The sequence below is a fragment of the Hymenobacter plasmatis genome, assembly GCF_020711255.1.
Classification (GTDB): Bacteria; Bacteroidota; Bacteroidia; order Cytophagales; family Hymenobacteraceae; genus Hymenobacter.
Genome location: NZ_JAJFAW010000007.1, coordinates 1 through 20,892, shown reverse-complemented (window position 1 = coordinate 20,892; position 20,892 = coordinate 1). Strand labels below are relative to the sequence as shown.

At 58.4% G+C, this 20,892-nt stretch carries 18 protein-coding genes; 3 read left to right on the top strand and 15 right to left on the bottom strand.

What is annotated here, in order from left to right; all coding sequences use genetic code 11:
- Positions 1–2 precede the first annotated feature (2 nt).
- The 6 genes from LJ738_RS06730 to LJ738_RS06705 all read right to left on the bottom strand — a co-directional run bounded on the left by LJ738_RS06730 (position 3) and on the right by LJ738_RS06705 (position 5,092).
- The gene (locus LJ738_RS06730) at positions 3–2,180 is read right to left on the bottom strand and encodes a TonB-dependent receptor (protein WP_227785543.1); all 2,178 of its coding nucleotides are present in this window, start codon (positions 2,178–2,180) and stop codon (positions 3–5) included.
- A gap of 95 nt (positions 2,181–2,275) precedes the next feature.
- The gene (locus LJ738_RS06725; protein WP_227785542.1) at positions 2,276–2,587 is read right to left on the bottom strand and encodes a hypothetical protein; all 312 of its coding nucleotides are present in this window, start codon (positions 2,585–2,587) and stop codon (positions 2,276–2,278) included.
- Between the two features lie 48 nt (positions 2,588–2,635).
- Positions 2,636–3,025 (bottom strand): VRR-NUC domain-containing protein, encoded by a 390-nt coding sequence (locus LJ738_RS06720; RefSeq protein ID WP_227785541.1) that lies wholly within the window; start codon positions 3,023–3,025, stop codon positions 2,636–2,638.
- Between the two features lie 7 nt (positions 3,026–3,032).
- Positions 3,033–3,731, bottom strand: a complete 699-nt coding sequence (locus tag LJ738_RS06715; protein ID WP_227785540.1) for a hypothetical protein — start codon at positions 3,729–3,731, stop codon at positions 3,033–3,035.
- A 37-nt stretch (positions 3,732–3,768) separates the two neighbouring features.
- Complete coding sequence (locus LJ738_RS06710; RefSeq protein ID WP_227785539.1) at positions 3,769–4,710, bottom strand: hypothetical protein; 942 nt, start codon at positions 4,708–4,710, stop codon at positions 3,769–3,771.
- Positions 4,711–4,804: 94 nt separating this feature from the next.
- Positions 4,805–5,092, bottom strand: a complete 288-nt coding sequence (locus tag LJ738_RS06705) for a hypothetical protein (RefSeq protein ID WP_227785538.1) — start codon at positions 5,090–5,092, stop codon at positions 4,805–4,807.
- Positions 5,093–5,191: 99 nt separating this feature from the next.
- Here LJ738_RS06705 and LJ738_RS06700 point away from each other — a divergent pair, with 99 nt between their 5' ends.
- Positions 5,192–6,085, top strand: coding sequence for a S24 family peptidase (locus LJ738_RS06700; protein WP_227785537.1), 894 nt, complete (start codon positions 5,192–5,194; stop codon positions 6,083–6,085).
- 30 nt (positions 6,086–6,115) lie between these two features.
- Here LJ738_RS06700 and LJ738_RS06695 read toward each other — a convergent pair whose 3' ends face one another.
- The 4 genes from LJ738_RS06695 to LJ738_RS06680 all read right to left on the bottom strand — a co-directional run bounded on the left by LJ738_RS06695 (position 6,116) and on the right by LJ738_RS06680 (position 10,771).
- Complete coding sequence (locus LJ738_RS06695) at positions 6,116–6,430, bottom strand: helix-turn-helix domain-containing protein (RefSeq protein ID WP_227785536.1); 315 nt, start codon at positions 6,428–6,430, stop codon at positions 6,116–6,118.
- 159 nt (positions 6,431–6,589) lie between these two features.
- A complete protein-coding gene (locus LJ738_RS06690; protein WP_227785535.1) occupies positions 6,590–8,392 on the bottom strand; it encodes a PIN-like domain-containing protein in 1,803 nt (600 codons plus the stop codon).
- Between the two features lie 91 nt (positions 8,393–8,483).
- Positions 8,484–9,470, bottom strand: a complete 987-nt coding sequence (locus LJ738_RS06685; protein ID WP_227785534.1) for a hypothetical protein — start codon at positions 9,468–9,470, stop codon at positions 8,484–8,486.
- Between the two features lie 47 nt (positions 9,471–9,517).
- Positions 9,518–10,771: a site-specific integrase gene (locus tag LJ738_RS06680; protein WP_227785533.1), complete on the bottom strand. Its 1,254-nt coding sequence runs from the start codon at positions 10,769–10,771 to the stop codon at positions 9,518–9,520.
- A 438-nt stretch (positions 10,772–11,209) separates the two neighbouring features.
- Here LJ738_RS06680 and LJ738_RS06675 point away from each other — a divergent pair, with 438 nt between their 5' ends.
- Positions 11,210–12,001 carry a HipA family kinase gene (locus tag LJ738_RS06675; protein WP_227785532.1) on the top strand — a complete coding sequence of 264 codons (792 nt, stop codon included), beginning with the start codon at positions 11,210–11,212 and terminating at the stop codon, positions 11,999–12,001.
- Positions 11,998–12,849 (top strand): DUF3037 domain-containing protein, encoded by an 852-nt coding sequence (locus LJ738_RS06670; protein WP_227785531.1) that lies wholly within the window; start codon positions 11,998–12,000, stop codon positions 12,847–12,849. Before LJ738_RS06675 ends, LJ738_RS06670 begins: the two co-directional genes overlap by 4 nt.
- A gap of 111 nt (positions 12,850–12,960) precedes the next feature.
- Here the strand turns inward: LJ738_RS06670 and LJ738_RS06665 are convergent, their stop codons facing one another.
- The 5 genes from LJ738_RS06665 to LJ738_RS06645 all read right to left on the bottom strand — a co-directional run bounded on the left by LJ738_RS06665 (position 12,961) and on the right by LJ738_RS06645 (position 20,426).
- On the bottom strand, positions 12,961–16,407 hold the full coding sequence (locus LJ738_RS06665) for a class I SAM-dependent DNA methyltransferase (RefSeq protein ID WP_227785530.1): 3,447 nt from the start codon (positions 16,405–16,407) through the stop codon (positions 12,961–12,963).
- Between the two features lie 465 nt (positions 16,408–16,872).
- Positions 16,873–17,871, bottom strand: a complete 999-nt coding sequence (locus LJ738_RS06660) for a hypothetical protein (RefSeq protein WP_227785529.1) — start codon at positions 17,869–17,871, stop codon at positions 16,873–16,875.
- A 198-nt stretch (positions 17,872–18,069) separates the two neighbouring features.
- A complete protein-coding gene (locus LJ738_RS06655; protein ID WP_227785528.1) occupies positions 18,070–18,381 on the bottom strand; it encodes a hypothetical protein in 312 nt (103 codons plus the stop codon).
- Between the two features lie 304 nt (positions 18,382–18,685).
- Positions 18,686–18,991, bottom strand: a complete 306-nt coding sequence (locus LJ738_RS06650; protein WP_227785527.1) for a helix-turn-helix domain-containing protein — start codon at positions 18,989–18,991, stop codon at positions 18,686–18,688.
- 175 nt (positions 18,992–19,166) lie between these two features.
- Positions 19,167–20,426, bottom strand: a complete 1,260-nt coding sequence (locus tag LJ738_RS06645; protein ID WP_227785526.1) for a site-specific integrase — start codon at positions 20,424–20,426, stop codon at positions 19,167–19,169.
- Positions 20,427–20,892: the final 466 nt, after the last annotated feature.

Sequence of the window (20,892 nt, the reverse complement as noted above, 5' to 3'; positions counted from 1 at the left end):
CGCTAGAGCGTGAATTTCAGGGCGGCGTTGCCCACGAAGCCGTCGAGCGGCGCGTAGAGCGGGCGGAAGGTGGGCTGGGTGATGGGGCCGGTGACGACGTGCTCGAAACGGGTCTGGCGCACATCGAGCAGGTTTTCGACGTTGAGTACCACGGAGAAATGGGGGGCGAATATCTTTTCGGCCAGGGCGCCGCATATCCAAAAGCCGCGGCCCTGGCGGGGGCCTTCGCCGAGGTACTGCGGGCCGTTGTAGAAGGCTTCGAGGGCCACGCGGAAATTCTGCTCTTCTTCGTAGGTGGTGGTGAGCACGAGGCGGTGGCGCGACACAAAGGGCAGCTCGGCGGGCTGGGCGGGGTCGTAGGTCTGGCGGGTGTCGGTGAGGGTGTAGGCGGCCAGGAACTGGAACTCGTCGACGCTCAGCCGCAGGTTGGTTTCGAGGCCGCGGGCCCGGACGGGGGTGGGCGCGTTGACGAAATCGGTGATGCCCTGGGCGAATTGCGCCGGGTCGGCAATGAGGGAGTGAGAAAGCTCGGTGAGGAAAAATGCCTGGTTGAAGGAGACGTTGAGCTCGTCGAGGCGGCCGCGCAGGGTGAAGTCGGCGTTGAGGCCGCGGGAGGTTTCGGCCTGCAGTCGGGCCGGGTCGAGGGGGCGCACGTTGACGTATGCGCGCTGCTCGGTGCTGCTACTGAACACGGTAGGAGCTTTGTAGCCGAAGCCGCCGCCGGCGCGCACGCTCAGCCAGGGGGCCGGCTTGTAAAGCGCGGAAACGCGGGGCAGCACGAACAGCCCGTAAGGGCGCTGGGAGTCGGCGCGCAGGCCTGCCTGCAAGGTGAGGTCGTCGCGCAGCTTCCAATCGTCCTGTAGGAACAGGCCCACGGTCTGGTAGGTGTAGTCGCGGGCGCCGGGGGCCGGGGCACTGGTTTCGCGGAAGTCATCGGTTAGCAGGTTGGCACCGGCCACGGCCCGGTGCCGGCCGGCGGGCAGCAGAAACGAGGCTTCGGTGTAGGTGGAAAGCTGGTGGCCGGCGAAGTAGGTGTCGCCCGCCTGGAGGCGGCGGGTGAAAGAGCTGACGCTGTTTTTGAGGGTGAGCAGGCGGCGGCGGCCCATGTGGGAGTCGAGCCGCAACTGGGTATTGTAGCGCTCCGAGCGGTTGCGCTCGGTGTAGCCGGGCGTGGCGGGATTGTCGAGGGCCGGCAGGTAGCCGCCGGCCCGGGTTTCGACGGTGCCGGTGAGGCCGGCCGAGAGCGTGGTGGAGTCGGTGGCGTAGTAGTAGAGGCGCGGGGTGACGGTGGTGGCCTGCACCTGGGGCAGGTCGGAAAAACTGTCGCCACTCACGTCGCGGGCCTCCTGCGTGTTGTGGGTGGCGAGCAGCGTGAGGCCGAGCCTGGATGAGCGGCCGGTGTAGAAGGCGGTGAGGTCGCGCCCGCCCTTGCTGGTTTGGTTGAGCAGCACGTTAAGCTCGGGCTTCTCGGTGGGCGTTTTGCTGACCAGGTTGACGAGGCCGGCGATAGCATCGCCGCCGTAGAGGGCCGAGGAGGCGCCCTTGATGATTTCAACCTGGCGCAAGTCCAGGGGCGGAATCTGGACCAAGCTCAGCCCTTGGGAGAAGCCACCAAAGAGCGGAAAGCCGTCTTTAAGAATCTGGGTGTAGCGGCCGTCGAGCCCCTGGATGCGGAAGGCCATGCTGCCGGCGTTGGCGGAGGTGAACTGGGGCTGTACGCCGGTGGCCTCGGTGAGCAGCATGGCGATGTTGGCCGGGCGCATGCTGGCTTCTTCGTGGACCTCCTCCTCGTCGATGACGTCGATGCGCACGGGCACGTCCTCGATGCGGGAGTTGGTGCGGGTGGCTTCCACCACCACGCCCTGCAGCTCGAGGCTGTTGGGTTCGAGCTCAACGAGGGCGGGCGCGTCGGTGGGTTGGGGCAGGGTAAAGGTGCGGGTGGCCGAGTCGTAGCCGAGACTGGAAAACTGGACGGTGACCACGCCGGCGGGTAGATTGGGCAGGGTGACCTGGCCGGCAGCGTCGGTGGCCGCGCCGGTATGGAGGGAAGGAACGGCGACGGTGACGCCGGGCAAGGGGGTGTGCGTGCGCTCGTCGCGCACGAGTACGCGCAGCGGGCTTTGAGCCACGGCTGCGCTGGCGCTGCTCAGCAGCAGCGCCAGGAGAAACTGAAATTTCATGAAAGAGAGGGACGGCCAGCGTCCGGAAAACAAACAACAACTGCGGGGCCGGTTACGGGGCAACCCGTTGCCGGGAGGAAGGCAAGGTGTTGTGCTCAGACCTGCAGCACCGAGCACCACAGCCAGCGCCTGGCGCGGGGAGGGGTTGGGGCGGGACCAGGCCAGGGCCGGGCCGCTAGCCGCTGCTGATACTGGGCGCCCCGGCGGGCAACTACCGGCCGGAGCCGGGGGCTGGTGCGCCGGGCTACCGGGGCCGTTACCGTGACTTCAACGGGGGCGGCGACGTACTCGGCAATGCCGCGGGCGTGGTAGGCGCGGGCATCTTCGGCGTCGGTCTGGCAAACTGTGTTGAGGTAGAAACTACCAAGCAACAGGAAGAGCAGACGAAGCAGGCGATGGGCGGACATGGCAGCGAAATGGCGGCACAAAAGTACAAGGCGGGCCTGCTTAGCACATCAATTTCGGGAATGATGCAGGCCACGGCTTTCGAAGGAAAGCTGAAACTGGGCAAAGTCGTGGGCGACAAAGGCCAGGCCGCCGGCCTGCTTGAGCTCGGTGAGGAAGGTGCGCTGGTCGTCGCGGAGCTGGTCGCGGCCGGCTTTGACTTCGACGCCGATGAAGACGCCGTCGCGGTTGCGGAAGCCGATGATGTCGGGTACCCCTCTCCTGCCCTGGGGGTTGACGCGCCAGCGGGCCTTGGCGGCGTCGTAGATGCCGGTGGTGTTTTGGCGCCAGACGGTGTAGCCGTAGTGGGTGAGAAAGGCCAGGATGGCGCCGGTGATGTCGGGGGCGTAGAGCTGGCCGAGGTCGAGGGGCAGCTGGTCGTGCTTTTTAGCGAGGGGCATGGTGGGGCTAGGGGTTAGGAGTGCGGTAGCGGTGAAGTAGGGTTTGTTCCTCCTGGAGGTGGCGGTGGGCTATTTGTGCTTGGGCTTCGGGGGTGGGCTGCCAGTCAGGGCGGGTCTTGCGCAGGGTAGCCTGGCGCGTTTCGGCGCGCTGCTCGGCGGCTTGCTCGGGGGTGATGAGGCCGCGGGTTTCGCGGGCCTTGGTGATGGTGAGCTTGTAGCGGAGGGCGTCGGCGTTGGGGTGGTCGGCGGGGATTTGCTGAGCCACGTGCTCGAGCAGGCGGGGGGCGGAATCTCCGAGCAGCCTTACGTCCTGCGCCTGCAGGCTGGCGCCGGTGGCTTTTTGGTCGAGGTGGCGGTGTTCGAGGTATTGGGCTTTGCGGTCGAAGTACTCGGCGATGAGGCGGTAGAGGGTGCTCACGTCGAGGGCTTGGAAGAAGTTGGTGCCGTTGGTGCGGGCTTCTTTCAGGGCCAGGATGATGTCTTTGAGGCTGTCGTGGGTGTAGGTGCGGGCCAGGTCGTCGGCCAGGGCGATGAGGTCGGCAGCGTCGGGCTTCTCCTTGACGCGGAGCGAGTCGACGAAGGCGCGGAGCACGACCACCAGCAGTTTGACGACCTCGCGCTCGCCCAGGCTCCGATTGAGCTGGAAGATTTTGGGGGCGCTGAAGGCCTGGGCTTTGGTGAGGCCGATGCTGATATCGGCGAGCATCTCGCGCAGCTCGGGGGTGCTGCTGCGGGCCAGGGCACTAATCCCAACGGGTAGAACGGTAGCCAGTAGTTGGGATTCCGGTGTCGGCGTAGGTGGCGCCAGGCTGGTGGGACTGGACGCCGGGGGCGAGCTTAAGGCGGTTAGCGGCGGCATCGTTGAGGAAGAATTGCTTGGAGGTGGCGAGCCAATCGCGCCGGCGGGGCACTTCGCCCTTTTGTCGCCAGTTCAGGATTTTCTCGTGGTAGAAGCGCAGGTCGGCCAGCGCGTAGTCGGTGCCGGCGAAGGCGGCGATGAAGGCCGAGAGGTCGGCGAGGTTGGATTCAGCGAAAGGGATTTCCGGGTGCGGGGGCCGGCGGGTGGTGGGGGCCTTTCCTTTTCGCGCAACTTTTGCTTTGGGGGGTGACTCTGGGGCCGTCAGCTCGGAATCGTCTGGCTCTAAAAGCTGCTCGGCGGAAGTCAACTCCTCCCCTATTTTTTTTTCAGCTACCGCCTCATCTAGTTTGATTGATAGAACGGGTTTATTCTTGTTTACTACTGTTTCAACCTGTTTATCAAACGAGACTACGGCTTGACCACGGCTTGCACCAGTGCTTGCACCACTTCTGGTGCTAGTGCTTGCTACACTTTTGGTGCGAGCTGTGAACTCATTTGAGTTCAGTGCTTGGGCCACTTCTGGTGCAAGCTGGTCGGGCTGTAGCTCGTGCATGAGGCAGCGGCTGGGGCGGTGTTCGGACTTGGAGGGCTGATAGGTGATGAGGCCGTAGGCAGTGAGCTCGCGGAGGCACTTGAGGTAGGTGCTGGGGCTGCCGATGTGGGCGGCCCGCATGACTTCGCCCCGCACGAGCATCAGCGATTCGGGGAACCGCTCGTCATTCCACTGGCTGAACAGGGCCACGTACAGGCTTACGTGGTACGGCGTGGCATCGGCATGGGTCGCCAGCAGCTCGAAGGCCGTGCGGATGTGGCGGATGAAGTTCATGGTCGTTCTGGCGTTGGGCCTCACCCCCGGCCCCTCTCCGAAGGGAGAGGGGAGCCTGACGAGAGCGGGCGCGTTAGCTTTGGGCGGAAACGAGCTATTCGGCCGAGGCCAGGGCGGCGGTGCGGGCCTGCAGGTCTTTGGAGTGGGCGAGCATCTCGGCGGCCACAATGAGGAACTGCTCGGTGATGTCGGTGCGGCTGGAGCGGCCGTAGATGACGTTGTAGACCGTGCTGAGGGCCACGACGGTGCCTTTTTCGGCCAGGCGCTCGACTACTTTCTTAGCGGCACGGTTGCGTTCGCCGAGCCTTTTGTACACCTGGAAGAGCGTTGGTGTTTGCTCGTTAGTATCTTTTGTTTGCCGGTCATTAGTAATCTGTTCCATTTTGTTTGTAATTTAGTACATTTGTGGGGTAGAAGGCAGCGAAGTGTGTACAAACATACGCTAACGGCTGCGCTTATGGTGTATTAAAAGACTAAGACAATGGAAACCGCAACACACGTCAGCCAGCGCCTGCAGCAGGTTCTTGACCATTATCAGTTGACTGCCAGGCAGGCAGCGGTGAAAATGGGCGATGAAAAAAGTGGAAAGATTTACAAACTGCTGAGCGGTGATGCCAAACCTGGTTTCGACACGTTGACGCAGATGCTGGAGGTATGGCCTGAGCTGTCAGCGGATTGGCTGGTGATGGGCCGCGGGCCGATGGTGCGCAGCGCAGAGAAGGTGCCACCGGTGGCCAGCGGCCGAGCCGCGGCGGAAAGCAAGCCGAGCTCCGATACCTGGAAGAACCTGGGCAACTTCAAGGTGCTGACCGTGACGGTGGACCGGGATGGCAAGGAAAACACGCTGCTGGTGCCGCTGACGGCGCAGGCCGGCTATCCGTCGCTGTGCAACGAAGCGGTGTATTTGCAGGACATGCAACCTTACCACTTGCCGGGGTTTGAGTGGGGCACGTACCGGGCCTTTGAGGTATCGGGCACGAGCATGAGCCCGACGTTTGGCCACAAAGACATTGTGGTGTGCAGCGTGGTGGACCGGAAGGACCTGCTGAAGCCGTGGGAGTGCTACGTGATTGTGACATCGGAGAACCTGCTGCTCAAGCGTATCAGCGCGGTGATTACTGATGCCGACGAGACGTTTGAGCTGCACTCCGATAACCCGGGCTATGAGCCGTACCGATTGCCGGTGGCCGACATTCAGCAGCTGTGGATGGTGCGGGGCTACCTCTCGACGAGCATTCCGGCCCGGCCGATGGACAAGACGGTGCAAACCCTGGAGCGCCTGCAGGAGGTGATTGAGCTGCTGGGCCACGACTACCACGAGGTGCGGCGCTTTCTGGAAGAAAGCACGAGCAACGCGGCGCAGCTGCGGGGCTAGCAGCGCGCAGGAACAGAGCGAGGCGCACGGTCACCGGCTTTTCTTGCCGGATTTGACCGTGCGCTTTTCGCTTTGCAGGGCGGCCAGTACCTCGGCCTGCTTGAGGTAGGTGCGGCGGCCCATCTTGTGGTAGGTGAGCACGCCGCGGCGCTTCCATTCGTGAATGGTTTGGGGACAGACGTCGAGCATGTCGGCGGCTTCCTGCACGGTGAGCAGGTCAGAGCCGGCGTTGGGCTCGGCCGGGGATGCAGAGGCGGGCTGCTGGGCGGTTTCGTGCCGGATGATGGCCCGCATGTCCTCCAGCAACTGGGCATAGGGGACGGGGCTTAGGATGAAGGGCTCCATTTGGGACGGCGCTGGGGGTGTTGGCCAGCGACGACACAAAGGGAGTTCGGCTTTCATGCGGGTTCAATCGGCAGCATGAAACGCGCACGAAGTCCGCATGAAAGGGCGGGTGGCCCGCATGAAAAGGTGCCCGATTAGCGGAGCTTTCGCGCTTGGTTACTAGAACAGTGGAACGTCATTTTCCTCTCCTTCAATGTGTACAAGCACTAACCTGCGGGGAATGTGGAAGAACCTTGAAATGTCGTTAAGAACAGAAAAGGAAGGGTCTTCGTCTTCCCTGCAGGACACGAAACTTGCAGTTATGTCGACACCATTAAGCTCTAAGCGTTGAACTTTATAGAAGCTGAAATAATCTCCGTCTTCACTTTCATTCCGGACAACATAAAAGTTGAAGTCAGTTACCTCATTGTTAAACCACTTGTATAACACTTGGCTTTCATTGGCCCCAAGCTCGTCCTTGATAAACTTGGAGACGACAGGTAGTAGTGTTGACCGGTGGCTGCTCAGCATTTCTACTACAAGCGGCAACGCATCGGGCTTGCCTTTGCATTGCCGAAAAGCTCCTTGGGAATTGAAGTAGGCTTCGAACACTATTCCCTCAATCAAAGTGGTGATTTGGTCAGTTGTTAAGTATTTAACCCTCTGACCTAGACTTCTGATGTAATCTGAAGCTCCGAAAGAGCCTCCTTCGGCTGCTTGGTAGATGTTTCGGCCTAGAACGAACAGGTCCTCGGTTACATCGGTAGTGGACAAGGTGCTGTATAGCTCAGCAACTGCGTCGTTCTGAGCATACCAGTTGCTGGTTTTCAGTAGGGATACTATATCCTCTATTTCCTTGCTTTTAAACACATAGTGCGCGTCGGCTTTTGCTTCGCTTGATAAGCCTCCGTGTTGTTCAACAACTGCGTCAGCCGGTTGCTCGATTAGAGCAGGTACATCGACGGGAGCATCTACCAGTACCTCTACTGCTACTGCCCCCTCAGCAGCGGTGTCAATCTCACTCTGTTGCTCTACTGCGCTGTTATGGCTTACCTGTGCTACCTGGATTGCCAATCTCAAGTTATCAAAGCTGTCGTTTCCAGCTGCCTTGATTATTAGCTCGAACAAGTAGTTAAAAGGCACTACATATAAAGCGGGGTCATGTATTGCAGTGTATTTCTCAAACTCATCGACAAGCCTAGTGTCCACCAAATTGATTGACGGGTTTATGTTAGGCTTTTGCTTTGATGATTCCAGCTTCTTGTAAGGCTGGTAAACCCAATCCTTCTTCTCATCATTTGATATTACCAGAATCTTGCTTAGCGAGGTGGCTTTGGAAAACGCAAGTATTTCGTTCCAGATAATCAAGTCACCAATTGCGTTTTCAGGCTTGTAGCCGTCTTTGTAGCCTGGTGGAATTCTATTGCCGAATCTTGAAGCTTGGACTTGTGAGCATTCATCCGCCAGTTGCTGAATGTTGGATTCCAGAACGCATGGCCCAAGAATCTCCGTCAGAACCCCGTGCACTTCAAGCAAGAGCCGCTCGTCAATTTTTAAGATATTATTTAGTTTGCTGATGTTGAGCTTTACGGAATCAACGGCGCTTGTAAAGTCTCCTATTGTCGCAAAGCCCTGCCTCTGCGCCTTGGCTTCATCTACCGATAAGCTCAGCAGCTTTCGTAACTCTTCAAAGTTCTTGGTAATCGTGCTGATAAGCTTGTTCTCTTCTTGAGAACCTGTGATTTGCTTGTTATTGAATTTTGAAGTGTACTCGTGTAAGCACCATGAGGGCAGCTTTATCCGGTTCTTTTCGGCTAGTGGCCTCAACCATGAGAAGAACTCATTGCGGGCCGCATCATTAAGCGCGAAGCATAGGAATATGATGTTGGTATCCAGGAAAATGATGCATTCATCGTCGGCAAGCAAACCGGTAATGGCTGCGTTGTGGGCGTGAACGTCTACAACTCCGGTCGAGAATTTCATTATTGGGTAGTTTGAGGAAGGGTAGCCCTTGGCAAGGAAAGGCGAAGCTAGCGCAGATTACCGGCAAGAATATGGACTAGCACGACGAGAATTATTTCTCGGATTGGCGCTGGGCTTTCCAGAGCGTAATCCAGCGGCGGGCTTCGACCAGGTAATCTTGGAAGCGGGCGCTGCCGCTGCCGTCTTTGAAGGTGGCGAGGCGGTCGCTGAATTTGACGCGGAACTCTTCCTCGAAGGCCTTGCGGTACACGGGAGCGTCGGCAAAGAGCATGAGCTTGGCTTCGAAAAGAGCCCGGTAGGCAGCGGGAAAGGCGCTAAGGGGTGCGGCGGCTTTGCCTTTGAGCTCGCCGAGGTGCCAGTGGCCCGTATTGGTATCGAGCACGCCTAATGACGTGAGCAGGTCGCGTAGGTCGGCGGGTTTGAAGCTGCCCGAGCAGAGCGTAGCCACGTTGGAAGAGAGGGGCACCGGAGCGGGGCGCTGTGGCTTGGTTGCGGCGGCTCGGGCTTCCTGCACGACTTCTTCGGCTACGCTCCTAACGCTGCGGGTGCGGCTGTTTTGAGCAAAGGGCACCAGCACGACAAACAGGAAGCGCAGCAACTGGACGGTGTTGGCGTCGTGGGGACGGTACTGCAGGCGGGCGAGGGGCAGGGCTTCCCACTCGGCCCGCAGGCTGGCGCGGGCGCCGCGGAGGCGGGCCCGGCCGGTGTATTCGCACAGCGCTTCGGTGAGCCGGACGGCCAGCCAGGAGAAGTAGTACTCGTCGAAATACAGGTCCAGGTCGGTATCGGTGTAGTCCGGAAAGGCGCGGAATTCGGATTGCAGCTCGACCAGCTCCATGGCGGCTTCGGGGTAGGCCTCGCCATTGATGCCGCCCTGCAGGGTGAGCCGGCACAGGTAGCGGATGCGTCCTTCGGGGGCGTCGAAGCTGGCCAGGTGCTCTTCGAAGTAGTCGGCCAGGTTGGTGGAAGCGAACGGGGCGGGCGCGCTGAGCCAGTCGCTCAGCGCGTGCAGGAGGCTTTCGTAGGCTTCACCGGCTTCGGCGGGCAGGGCGTCGGAGGGAAGGGAGTATTGGCGCATGTCGGGCGCAGGGGCCGGCTCAGGATGGTAGAAGGGAGGAAGTAGCGCTAGGCGAAGGCGCGGGAAAACTCATCAAGCATGGTGTCCTCGGTGACGTTGACGTAGCGGCGGAACGCGGCGAGGCTTTTGTGACCGGTGATGCGCATGACTACCTCGGGGCGCACGCCTGCCTCCAGGGCCAGGGTGACGAAAGTGCGGCGGGCAGTGTGCGTGGTTACAAACTCGTACTTGGGGGAGGTAGTGGCGCGGCGTTGGCCACCGGCGTAGCGGACGCGCTCGGTGGGGGCCTCAATGCGGGCCAGCTGCGCCAGTTCTTTAAGGTGGCCGTTTAGCTTCTGGTTGGCGATGGGGCGCAGGGAGCCGGCAATGACGCGGGCCAGCAGCGGCTGGGCTTCGGCCCGCACCGGAACGGTGAGCGTGGTGCGGGTTTTCTGGGTGGTAAGCCGGATGCGGTCGGCCTGGATGTGCTCGGGTTTCAACGCGGCCACGTCGGAGAAGCGCAGGCCGGTGTACACCCCAATCAGAAACAGGGCGCGGGCGTTGTCGAGGGCCGGGTGACTGGCTAGGTCGAGGTCGGCAAGACGCTGCACCTCGGCGCGGGTCAGGGTTAGAATTTCCGGCTCCTGGTGCTGCCAGCGGAACTGCTTGGGCTCGACGACAACGGGGTAGCCGTTTTCCTGGGCCCACACCAAAAAGTGCTTGACGCGAAACAGGTTTTTGTTGATAACGCTGTCAATCAGGTTGCGCTTTGTGAGCAGGTAGCGGGCAAACTTCTCGCCGAAGCCGTGGCCCACGGTGTCGAAGTCGATAGCGTAGCGCTCGACGCGTTGCATGTCGCGCAGGTGCCGGAGACAGGTGCGGTACGTGCGAACGGTATTGGGGCTTTGGGTGAGGCCGCGGTTCTCTATCCAGTTGGAGAAGGTGGTAAGCAGGTCGGGCCGGGCAGTGGTTGTCTCAGTGTTGTTGCTGTCGGGAGCATGCTCCGGCTCCGACGCACTTTTCACGGGTGCGGCCACGGTCTTCAAGGTAGCCAGTGTGGGCAGGGTGCCCACGGCGCGGTGGTCGTCGTAGCACTTGAGCAGCCGCGTTTTAGTATCCTCTAAAGTGTCATTAACGCTGCTGTTGTTGGTGTGCGAGTAGCCCCGGGTCAGCGCCTTCTGGTCTTCCTTATTCCAGTGCTGCGGAATGATGGAAATACCAACGTACACTTTGTGGCGCTGGCCATCAAAAGTGATGGATGCAATGATGGGCGTGGGCTTGTCGGCGGCCGGGTTATAGAGCAAAAAAGTTACCTTAGCCATGCCTTAGAGGGGTTTTTGTTACTACTCTAAATGTACAAAAGGCCGTCCGATATCGGACAGAAAATCGGACAGTTTGGGCTTTATTAACCGATTCAATCGGACACCAACCGACGTTGGAAATTTGGGAAAGGCCTATTCAGCGAATCTGAGAGGGTTTTAGGACTTGTAGGGTCGGGATGAGTCGGGGTGCTTTAGTCCTTACACGACCACCAGTAGGCCCTGCAACAAGCTAATAACTAGCAAGTTGTAGGGCCTATTTATTTTTACAGGACGGCTCACGGGACATTACTACGCTAATGCTTAGTGTTTGCTACTATGAAACGGTTCTTCGAACCATCATGCATCTTTCAATCCTGGCTCCAATAGTTGAGCATTATTTACCTACCCCGGTTATTACAGCTACTTTTAGCCCTACCCTAGCACTTAGCTCTACTCCGGTTGCTACCCATTTATCAAGCACTGTCATTCATTGAGGAGTTATCAGGTGGTAGCACCCGCCCCTGGGCAATACTCGCAGTTAGCCCTGCTGGCAAATCAGAAAAGGTTGCCGTTAAGTTATTTCGGGAGTATCACTTCCGGCAGTATGCAGCTATTGCCAATGAAGTATTCGGCGCTGTTTTAGCTGAAGAGTTCGATTTACAGTGCCCCAGTGCTGTATTGATTGACTTCTCCCCCGAGTTTCTTGAGACACTTCAAGAACCACAACAAGAACAACTGCGCACCGTACCGCCTGGCCTTAAGATAGGCAGTACCTTTATAGAAGGTGGCTTTCCTTTCTCACCAGCTTTAGGCGCAAAGGCTTTAGCCGATTACGACCAAGAAACGATTTACGCTTTCGACAGCCTAATTCTTAATGTTGACCGGCGTCCCGATAAACCAAACATTCTTCTGCTTGGTGCGGAGGCTTATTTGATTGACCACGAAATGACCCTTGAAGGCGTACCCGGCGCACTCATTCAACTTAGGGAAGAACGTTGGGAACACTATTGCGCAGGTCATCTGTTCTATCGGCAACTACGTAACAGAAGTCCGGATAAGGTTCAGCAATCCTTTCTAACTTTTGGGCAACTGCTACGACGGCTAAATCCTAATCTGCTTGAACCTTATCAGCGCCAACTTGAAGAGCTTGGCTTAGGTCACCGCCGGTTTGAGGAGTTATTAGAATACCTTTGCCAGCAGAAAGCTCAGTACGGCAAATTTGAGGCATTATTGAGGAAAACATTACAGTGAAAACGATTTATTTCAGCTTGCTTAAGTATGTACACTCGCCCTTTCTGGGGGAAGAAGTGAACGTAGCTATTCTGCTCTATTTCCCAGAGCAGGAGCGGATGGAATTTCGTTTCCCTGATTCTTTTCGTCGGATACGCCAGTTGTACCCAGACTTTTCTGAGCGTCAATTAAAAGTATACCTCACAGCGTTCAGGAAGAGAGTAACGCAGGAAAATTCTGTACTGAAACCCGTACCTTCTTTAGAGCAGTTCACTACATTCATCACTCGCGAATTACTCGCCGTTGACGCCACCGTACTACAGTTTGGGCCTCCTAAAAAGGCTTTGGCTCATACCTCGGATACAGTGGAGGTTGCTCAGCAGTATTACGACACGTTCTTCAGAGCTGTACAGGAACGTCCTCGACATAAGGACGACGACTTTTTACGTCGTCAATTCAATCAGCTTTTGGCTCAGGCTGCCCCTGCTGCCGCGAAACTTGTGCTCCGAGATGTAGAAGTTCCAAATTCTAAGACTAGCGTGAAATTTGATGCTGCTTGGCAAAATGGCACATTTAACTATGTAAAAGCTATTAGCTTTGATTTGGTTAACCCAACGGAAATCAATCGAAAATCGGTGTATTGTCATGGTTGGCTTGACTTGGTAGGCAAAGTTCCCGAGATAGATAATTACCGATTTGATTTGTTGGTTGCTCCGCCTAGTCGCCGTGAGCTTTATGGCGAGTATGAGAAAGCATTGAACATCTTAAATGATACGTCTGCGCCAAAACGCATCATTACAGAAGGGCAGGAATTAGTTGAATACTCTGAGCAAGCTGCACACTATTTAATAGAAGGCACTTTGCAATAGGTTGTACTACCGTTAAAACATAAAAAGAAGCCCTGGCGCAATAGGCACCAGGGTTTCTTTTTGTTAGCGTGAGGCGATTTTATACTCTCAGGAATTGCTCCTCCCTATTTCCTAAGCTGCATAGGCATTTTCCGTTTCTACCCAGCGCAGCAGCGAGAGGCCAGCGAGGGTATCCAGCATTGGCTGCACCTGGGCGGGGCGGGTTTTGATGAACTGAGCGGCCACTTGCTTGGAGGTGAGCGGTACGGTAGCCTGGGCCACTACTTCGCGTACGGCTTGCATTTGGCGCACGAGTTCGGCGGGCCACGCCTGGGCAGAGGCTGGGGTTGCTGCTTCAGCTATGGCCGCTGTGGCGAGCTTCATAGCGGCCTGCTGTTGGCCTTGGTCTTGGTAGGCTGGGCGCAAGTGGCGTACGAGGCCGTTCGCCTCCTCAGTGCCCCGTATTTGATTCAATTGCACCAGCAACGTAAGCACCTCAGGCTCGGATAATGAAACGGGCCAGCCATAGGCTTCAGCCACGGCCGCGTCGAGAGATTTGTGTAGGTCTAATAGTACTGAGGCGAAGCCTTGCTGATTAATGGTCTGCTCCTCTGGGGTCAGGAGTTGGCCAGCGCGGAGTTGCTCCACTACGTTGTACAGTTTGGTGAGGGTGAGGCTGGGGTACTCTGCTTGTTGGCGTTTGCGGCACGTGTCGATGGTTTCAGCCAGCTTGCGGATGCGGGCTTGTTGAACGGGCGTAGCATTGGGGAACGGAAATGGCTCAAACCCCTTGGTCTTGACGTAAACCGGGCGGCTTTCTAAAGTGCTGCCCGTGCCGACTGCCCAAATGTGATGAATGTGGCTCGATAGTACCCCCAAGTGGTAGGCATCATCCAAGGCAAAAACTATCAGTTTATTGTCGGGAATAATGTTAGCATCGAGAAATTGGAAAAGGCGGTGTTTGGCGGTTTCTACCGTGGCAATGTACCGGGACAATCCATTGAGTGATTGGCGCAAGTCCTCACGAAGCCGCCTATGAAGCCACCAATTCTCACGTAAAATTCTATCTCGGTTTTGGTCACGTTCTGGTTTTACAGTTTGTAAAACATGCTGGTAAACAGAAGGAAACCGCTCTAGTGCCTCGTTGTCAGACAGCCCAAACAAGTCGATAACTAATACTTTACGGGGCTTGTCAGTCAAATCCCGACCGTTTCGATAAGGACGAATGTGCATGTCTAAACCTATTACTTCACCAAGACCTAAAGAGCGAGCCGTTTCAGGGGAAACAATAAAGCCAGCACCACCTAATTCAAAACCGCGATTAGAAAGCCCTGCATTGGCCTTTAGCGGCCGGGAGGTATCCAAGTCCGCCCCAATGCTCAAGTCCGGCAAGATGCGGCCCTGCTGCTCTAAAAACACCACATCGGCCGCGTCGTCGCCTTCGGGTACTGTTTCGGTTTGTACGGTGAGGAGGCGGCCGGGAGCCGGCCCAGCGGGCTCGGCCACGGTGATGGCAATGCGCACGGCAGCGCCCTCGCCGCTGTCTATCCAAGGGTGGTCAGGAATGGCGAAGGTGAGTGCCAGCGGGGGCTTGTCACCCTCCAAGAATGGCTGTAGCACCCGCCGGTTAAAAGTCTGCTTGAGGCTGTTGGTGGTGATAAAACCGAACCGCTCCGTCGCGCCAGCTTGCACGGCCTGGGCGGCGTTGTGCCACCAATACATCACGAAGTCAGCCGAATCTGGCACCTGTCCTTTGTAGGCTTTACGAAGAGCCTCAGCGTAGCCTTCACCCAGCACGTCCAGAAGTCGGCTTGCGCCAATAAATGGAGGATTGCCCACAATAAAGTCAGCGGCTGGCCACTCGGCAGGTTCTGGGTTAGGATAGTCCAGCACCGCGACTCGGGCGGTTTCGTCGGGCATAGGCTGTCCTGTCGCGGGATTCGGGCGGTAAGTGCCGTCCCAGCGGGTCACGGGCTGGCCGAGGGCATCAAGGCGTGGGACGGGGGGGCCGTGGTGCAGGGCGGCGTCCTGCTGCCGGATGTTGTGGTCATCAGTGAGCAAAGGCGATGGCATGTGGGTGAGGCCGTGGGTGCGGATGTGCCATTGCAAGTAGCCGATGCGCAGCACTACGTCGGCAATGGCAGCGGCGCGGGGGTTCAGTTCCAACCCCAGCAGTTGGCGCGGGCCCACAGTGGTGGTGCCAGCCAAGTCCAGCAAGCCGGTGTGCCCGAAGGCATTGATGGCGGCCAATACCTCCCCTTCAAGGCGTTTCAGGTGCTCCAGGGTAACGTATAAGAAATTACCGGAGCCACACGCCGGGTCCAGGATGCGCAGGGACGTGAGGCGGCGCTGAAACTTCACCAGCTCGGCGCGTGCGTCTTTGTCGTTGCCCGCGTTCTGGCGCTGTGCGCTGGCAGCCTGAGCGGCAGCCCACTCGCGGCGCAGCGGGTCCATCACCGTGGGCAGTACCAGGCGCTCCACATAGCGGCGCGGGGTGTAGTGGGCGCCCAGACGGTGGCGCTCCTTAGGATTTAGGGCGCGCTCCAGCAGGGTGCCGAAGATGGCGGGCTCTACGTTGGCCCAATTGGCAGCAGCAGCCTCGCGCAGCAACGTGAGTTGCGGCACCGACAACGGTAGGGCCGTGGCCCCGTGGAAGAGCTGGCCGTTAAACTTGGGAATGTCGGCGGCTAGGCTGAGTGTGAACCCGCCGGTGTCCATCGTGGCCCACAGGTTGGTCAAGGCGTCGGCCAGGCGCGGGCGCAGGGCGTCAGTGTCGTACTGCTTCAGCAAGCCCGAGAAAGACTCTTTCGGTATCAGCGCCACGTCCTCGGCGAACATGGTGAACAAGCAGCGCATTAGGAAGGCGGCCACCACCTCGGAGGCATGGCCGGCCTGCTCCAGTTGAGCCGAAAGGGCGGCGAGCTGGGCGGCGAGCTTGCGCGTTACCTGGGCCGCGCGTCGGCTGGGGTCCAGTTCGCGGGGGTCGGTAAAGAGCAACTGGAGCATGGCCCGGGTGTCCTCGTTCGCCAACGCGGTCAGCGGCAACCGGAACCGCTGCTGGTCGGGGAACGGCTGGAAGGAGTCTCCCACCCCGGCAAAGTTGCTGTAGAGGTCGATGCTGTAGCCTACATCGACCACCACCACGAACAGCGGGCGCGGCTCCTCGGGCGGCAGTGCTTTCACGTAGCCAATGGCCTGCTGGCGGGCGGCCTCCATCATCAAGCCCCACTTCGCGGTGCCGCGCACGGCATGGCCCTTGCGACGTTTCTCAGCGGGTAAGTCGAGTTGGGCGAGTTCGGCTTGTTTGGCGGTGTCGGGTGAGTCGGTTCCCTGCTTAGTTTCAAGCACGAAGCACCCGCGTTTATAGAGGTCGATACGGCCCGTGCTCTTTTTCACTCCCCCATCGTTGAAAGTCACCGCCCGCTCCAGCACGTAGGTATCTTGAGCGGGGTTGTCAGTGGTCCCGTTGGGTGGGGGCACGCCAAGCAAGGAGCAGAGGTTAACGAGGAAAAGGCCGTAGTTGGCACGCTCGGCCCCGCCGGATTTTTTCCAGCGGGCTTCAAATTCAGGGTAGGTCACGAAATCGGGGTAGAAGCTAATGGCCCGTTCTCCCTCGCGCTGGAGAGAAAACGGGCCAAAAGATAGGCCGAATGTTGGGCTTTTCCTGTACGGCGCGCATCCCGCCGTTTTTTCACAGGGTTGAGATGCTTAGGGGCCCGGGCTAGTTATTCAACGGCCGGGGGTATTGGGTTTTAATTGAAACGCAAATGCTCAACCGGGTGGGGTCGCTATGGATGAGTCTTCTTCACCCGCGGCACAGGCCCTTAGCCCCGCTGCGTGTGTGGTAAAACCCAACGAAATAGAAACCCACCCTGCTGCTGACAGCTACTGATACCCAGCCCCTAACGGCGACAAATAACACGCTCAGGAAATGTCAGGGCGTTCGTCATTGCGTAGGATTTGCACCGCCCAGGCGACTGCTTTACAACTAGTTTTTGCCTTCATCGCCCAGGAATACCCGTGCCTCTCTCCGCTCACGTTGCCCTAGGCGGCCATGAGCATCGGCACGGTGGGCATAGACATTACCCCGGGTTGCTCGTTGTTCTGAGCTCTATTTTCCAATTGATTACATGCGTGGAGGAAGGGACCAGATTCGGGCCTAGCGCAGCCCGGGTTGCTCAGTTGCAGCAGCGTCTCCAGTTGCTTCGGCAGCAGCAGGTCGTAAGGGTGAGGCCCGGCGCGGTGGGCCGCCTGCTGCTGGAGCTTGCGGTAGCGGGCTTTGTGCTTCTTGTAAGTGGAGGGCGGTGTTGTGTCGCGGGTGCCTTCCCAAAATTTCGTATCTGCTCCGGCCCGTAGCAGCTCGGCATCGGCCATGCTGAGGCCAGCATAGTCAAAATCCATGCGACGGGCGATGAGGCCCCACTGCTTTTGTAAATGAACTGCAAAGGCTCCCATTACGCCCGAGTCGGGCAAATCTGCCAAGGTGAGCTGCGTGCGCCCCGTGATTTTGAGCGCCTCGCGGGCCCGGGTGAACGCCACCTCGTAGCGCAGCAGGTGATGACCTTTGGGCAATGGTTTTTTCTGCTGGGCGAGGTGGGCGGCTTTGTCGTACACCTTTACCTTGTAATCCGCGTGCCCCGCAACGTACCCCAGCGGGCGGCTAACGCCTGCGGGTGGCGCCATTGCGGCAAAAGGGCTGCGTTTGTGGTGGTCGAGCAATTCCATGAATTTGCGCGGTGGCGTGGGCACCTCCAGGTTCACGCCCACCTCCAGCCGGCTCACAACTAAGGCTGCGGGCGGCAAGGCCAGGGCAGCGGCCAGCTCGGCGCAGGCACGGGCCACGTCAGCAGCCGGGAAGTGGGAGCCATTGGAGCCGTGGGCGAACCTGTGCAGCGAGCCTCGAATGAGCCCCCGGTGCTGGTCGGGCCAGTATGTGATGCGGAGATTCTTGTATTTTGCCCGAATCAGTAGGCGGCCATCGTCACCTTCCTCCTGGGTGCGATGAGCAAAGGCAAGGGAATCGGCCAGGGCCTGTTCTGTCACGGCATAGGGCGCTGGTAATTCAAATCGTAGGTGCAGGTCGTCGTACACGTCAGCGGGTTCATCCCGTCGTTATGGTGGTGGGAAAGGCCGCACGAGCCCGACCGGCCCCGCACACTACCGAAACGCCAACCCACAGGGGGCTGGCGTTTGATGGTTGTGGCGCGAAACTGGCGAGTAAGACGGCGCGGGTTAGGATGGTTAGGCAGGCTGTAGCTCCTCCAGGGGAAGCTTTTCAAGCCATTTCGGTAAGTGAGGCACCACGGCTAGGGCGGTGACCTTAGCTGTTTCTGCGTTGACGCCAGCACCTCGGCGGCGGTAGGGCTTGTCCACCACCACGACGAGCATCCAGCCAGGGCGGTTGCCTTTAGGCTGGCCCTCCAGCACCACAGCGGTTGGAGCCGCTCCTTTGGCATGGCGGCTGGCATTATAGTCGCCTACGAAGAGCCGGACTCCGGCGGGAAGCTCTGCCGGTGCTGGTACATCGCGGAGACCCGTAAGAAAATCTTTCATGCCCGCCACGTCCGGGCTCTGCAACATGTGCTCACACTGGCCATCATACCGCCGCTGCGGCGTGCACAAATGCAGGGTTTGATGGGCTCGTATGCTGGTTGCGGTCGGTAGACACGCCACCGTGAGGTTGAATTTGATACCTAGGTGCTTGAAGCTGCGGGAGTATGAGCTGCTCCAATTCTCGTATAACAATACGGCTAGGGGACGGGCCTTAGAAGAGGCGGAGCGCGCTGAGCGAAGGACTGGGGCGGGCCCGAGGCGTGCGGGTTTACGGGCGGTGCGGAGGTGGTTTGGGGTCCCCATGTTACTTGCCTTTGGAGTGCTTGTACTTAGTATGGGTGCGACCTGCCTCCAAGATGGCGGCCCGCTCGAAGTAGACGCGCCGGTCGTAGCGCAGGAAGGGAATGAGTCCCTTTTTCATCCATTCGGTAAGGGTGGTGGAGGAAATACCGAACTCTCGGCAAACTTCCTCCTTCGACATTAGCCCGTCGGGGGCAGCCGGTGAGGCAGTTGTGTTAGCGGGAAACAACTCCGCTACAATGGAGCGCAGCAGGTCCCGGAACGATTCCGGCGAGTCTGCTACGATGGCAAGGTTGGGGGTAAAGGGCATTAAAGGGGTTAGGGTGAAAACTACCACGAGCTTTTCGCGGCTTTGATTAATCAAAATTATCAGCCAGTAAGCAGCGGTTTTCTTGATAAAAAAAGAAATTTCAGCCCTCCCTAATCTTTACCCTCATTGCCTTTCACCTCCTTGAATAGGATTCAGGTTGAGGCGCAGGGCGCCCCTACCCTGCCACCCGCATAATGGGCTTAGCTTGTCGCTCCAGGTACTGCGCAAACTCATCTTGCACCACGGCGTCGGTGATTTTGACGTATCGGTGCAGCATCTTGAAGTCCTTGTGGCCCGTGATTCGCATCACTGTTTCGGGGCGCATCCCGCCCTCCAACGCCAAGGTAATGAAGGTGCGCCGGGCTGTGTGAGTTGCGACTAAGTCGTATTTGGGGCAGGTAGTAGCAACCCGCTCGCTGCCTTTTCGCTGCCGGGTCGTGGTAGGCGCGTCGATGCGTGCCAGCTTAGCCAAGGTTTTGAGGTGGGCGTTGGTTTTCTGGTTGCTTTTGACGGGCAATGCGCGGCCATCGGCTCGGCCCGCGTATCGGGCAAGAATCATTTGAGCCAGTGGCGACAGAGGCACCTTCAGCAGGTCGGCGGTTTTTTGGGTCGTCACTAGAACATAATCCTTGGTTACCTGCTCGGCCTTGAGCGCCAACACGTCCGAGAACCGCAGCCCGGTTTCGCACTCGAACAGGAACACGTCGCGCGTTTGCTCCAGGTACGGAATGTGGTCGAGCTGAAGGGCGAACAAACGGCCTTTCTCAGCAGCGGTGAGGTAGACCACATCAGGGGCTTCATCTTCTAGCTTGCGGAACCGTTTGAAATGCACGTATTCGTGCACGCCCTGCTCGAAGGTTTGCCCCAGAAACACCTTCAGATTTTTCACTTGGTTATTGATAGACGAGTTGCCTAGGCCCACGTTTTTCAGCAAGTAGGTTTTAAACGCCTCGCAGAAAGCCACGTCCAGGCTGGCAAACTCTAGTCGCAGCCGGCGCAGTTTTGAGAAAGTGAGGAGGTGCTGCCTCAATGTGTTATAGGCTTTGATAGTGGAAGTGGCCCGGTCCCGTTTACTGGACTCAATCCAATTGTCCATCGCCTCCCACAGGCCAGCAGCGGGGGCCTCTTGCTTACCAGCTGTGACGCGAGCCGCCACGGCCTTCAGGTCGGCAAGGGTGGTTACTTTGCCCTTGGCGATGATTTGCAGGTGAGCCTCCTCCAGTGCCTCCGTGAGCCGTTTCAGCAGGTGGTTGGCGTCCGAGAACCCCGTGAAATTGCGGCGATACTTCTGCGCGTCCTTATCCCATTGCGCAGGCTGCACCGTGAGCACAGGCAGGTAGATTTTTTTGCGCTCCCCCTCCAGGTAGCAGGCGGCATACAGAGCTGTCGGGCCGGAAGCCTTGGCGTCGGTGAGATAGTATTTCGTGCGCAGCATTTTTTGCTTGTGAAGTTGAGGGGACGAAGTTAGCAAGTTGTACCATCACGGGACACTTCACGGGACAAAACTTCTGAACATAACTGGTCATAGCCTATCACTACCTAACAATAAAATGCGATAATTGCCATTAAAGGCACATTTCAACCATAGTTAAGGCAGACGACATACAACCTTCGGTAGTCCTTACACGACCACCAAAAAGGCCCTTCATGCTAGCGTGAAGGGCCTTTTGGTTTTCCGGGGGACCCGTGAGGGGACCCGAGGGTTTTAGGTGGCTTAGAAAGGGTTTGCTTGGAATCGTTCAAGCGGTTCATTCGCAACATCGACTTCTTCATGCCAAGCGGGCTGACCAGCGGGGTGTTGCTGCTTCGTTTTACGGGACAATTAGAGCCTGTTAAAATTTACGGATAAGGTGTCGAATGCTGGATAAATAGAGCGTTGCTTCGGCGCTGCTGGTCTCGCA